Source organism: Methylobacterium isbiliense, assembly GCF_022179325.1.
Classification (GTDB): domain Bacteria; phylum Pseudomonadota; class Alphaproteobacteria; order Rhizobiales; family Beijerinckiaceae; genus Methylobacterium; species Methylobacterium isbiliense.
Window position 1 is genome coordinate 1 of record NZ_BPQQ01000145.1, and the last position, 1663, is coordinate 1663.

The following is a 1663-nucleotide window of genomic DNA, read 5'->3' on the forward strand; positions in this document are numbered from 1 at the left end:
GCGAAGCCGAGGGAGGATCAATCGAGCAGGCCTGCACGGCGGCACTGGCCGCGCGCCTGTTCAGTGCCGATGCCGTGCTCAACCTGCTGGCACGCGGGCGCGAGCCGGATCCGCCCGCGCCGGTGCTGACGCCGGCCGCCCTGACGCTCGGCGTGGAGCCCTCGGCCGACTGCGCGCGCTACGACGAGCTGCGTGCGATGGAGATGCTGTGATGGAGCGCCACACCATCCTTGAGCTGATGGTGAGGCTGAAGCTGCGCGGCATGCGCGCGGCCTACGACGAGGTGACCACCCAGTCGGCCAAGCGCGGGCACGCACCCGAGCGGGTGGTGGGCGAATTGCTGGCCGCGCAACTGGCCGACGTGGAGAGCCGGGCCACGGCTTACCGGATGGGGAACGCCAAGTTCCCGGTGGTGAAGACGCTAGCGAGTTCGACCTCGCCGGCTCGCCCGTGAACGCGGCCGTGGTGCGCGAGCTGCACCGGGGCAGCTTCCTGAGCGATTACCGCAATGCGGTGCTGATCGGTGGCACGGGCTCGGGCAAGACGCACTTGGCCATCGCCATTGGGGCGAACTGCGTGCGCGAGCGCAAGGCACGGGTGCGCTTCTTCAACACGGTCGATCTGGTCAACCAGCTGGAAGCCGAGGCGCGGGCGGGCCAGGCGGAGCGTCTGGCCTCGCAGCTGGCGCGCGCCGACCTCGTGATCCTGGACGAGCTGGTTTATCTACCGTTGCCGCGGGCAGGCGGTCAGATGCTGTTCCACCTGATCAGCCGTCTCTACGAGCGCACCTCGGTGATCGTGACGACAAATTTACCGTTTGCAGAGTGGCCGAGTGTGTTTGGGGACGCGAAGATGACGACGGCACTGCTGGATCGTCTGACGCATCATTGCGACATCCTGGAAACGGGCAACGCCAGCTGGCGGCTGAAGACCCGCACCTGAGACGATCCGAGAGATACCTCGCCGCAGATGGCCTCCGGCTGGAGACGAGGCCGACGCCGCTGCGCTCACCCAGCCGGCTTCGCGACGTCAGCCTCTGCGTCAGCGGGGATCAGCCATGGGCAGGGATGGGTCCTCTTTGGACGCCGAGCCCGGGTCCCTTTTGGACGCCGATTGACACACCCGCCGCCTTTTGGTGAGCTCGAATGCTCGTGTCGTCGAGAAGCACCATGCGATGTTCGGTACCGCTGTGTGGTGCACCACCAGCCTGTTTGCCGCGCTCGACGTGAAGGCCGGAACGGTGATTGGGCAGTGCTACCCGCGTCACCGCGCCAGCGAGTTCCGCCGCTTCTTGGACGAGATCGAGTCGGCGGTGTCGGCCGACCTCGACCTGCACTTGGTGCTCGACAATTTGGCAACGCACAAGGCCAAGCTGATCCGCGACTGGCTGGCGCAGCGCCCGCGCTACCACGTGCACTTCACACCGACTTCAGCGTCGTGGATCAACCAGGTCGAGCGGTGGTTCGGCCTACTGACGGAGCGGGCGATCCGACGTGGGGTACACGGCTCGGTGGAGGAACATGAACGCGACATCCGCGCCTTCATCGCGGCCACGGACGCCGACCCGAAGCCATTCCGGTTGGTGAAGTCGGCTGAGTAATTACCCAGGGGTGCGGCCGGCGTTGGCGTGACGCCGGTGGGCCGCTAGTGCATTGACGCATTC

The 1663-nt window shown here is 66.7% G+C and carries 3 pseudogenes; all 3 read left to right on the forward strand.

From position 1 onward, the window contains the following. Nucleotides 1–212 (forward strand): annotated as a pseudogene (locus MFF61_RS33340) (IS21 family transposase); the annotation flags it as partial. Continuing rightward, nucleotides 212–942, forward strand: a pseudogene (istB, locus tag MFF61_RS33345) (IS21-like element helper ATPase IstB). The pseudogenes MFF61_RS33340 and istB, both read left to right, overlap by 1 nt. 256 nt (nucleotides 943–1198) lie before the next feature. After that, a pseudogene (locus MFF61_RS33350) lies at nucleotides 1199–1600 on the forward strand (IS630 family transposase); the annotation flags it as partial. Nucleotides 1601–1663 lie beyond the last annotated feature (63 nt).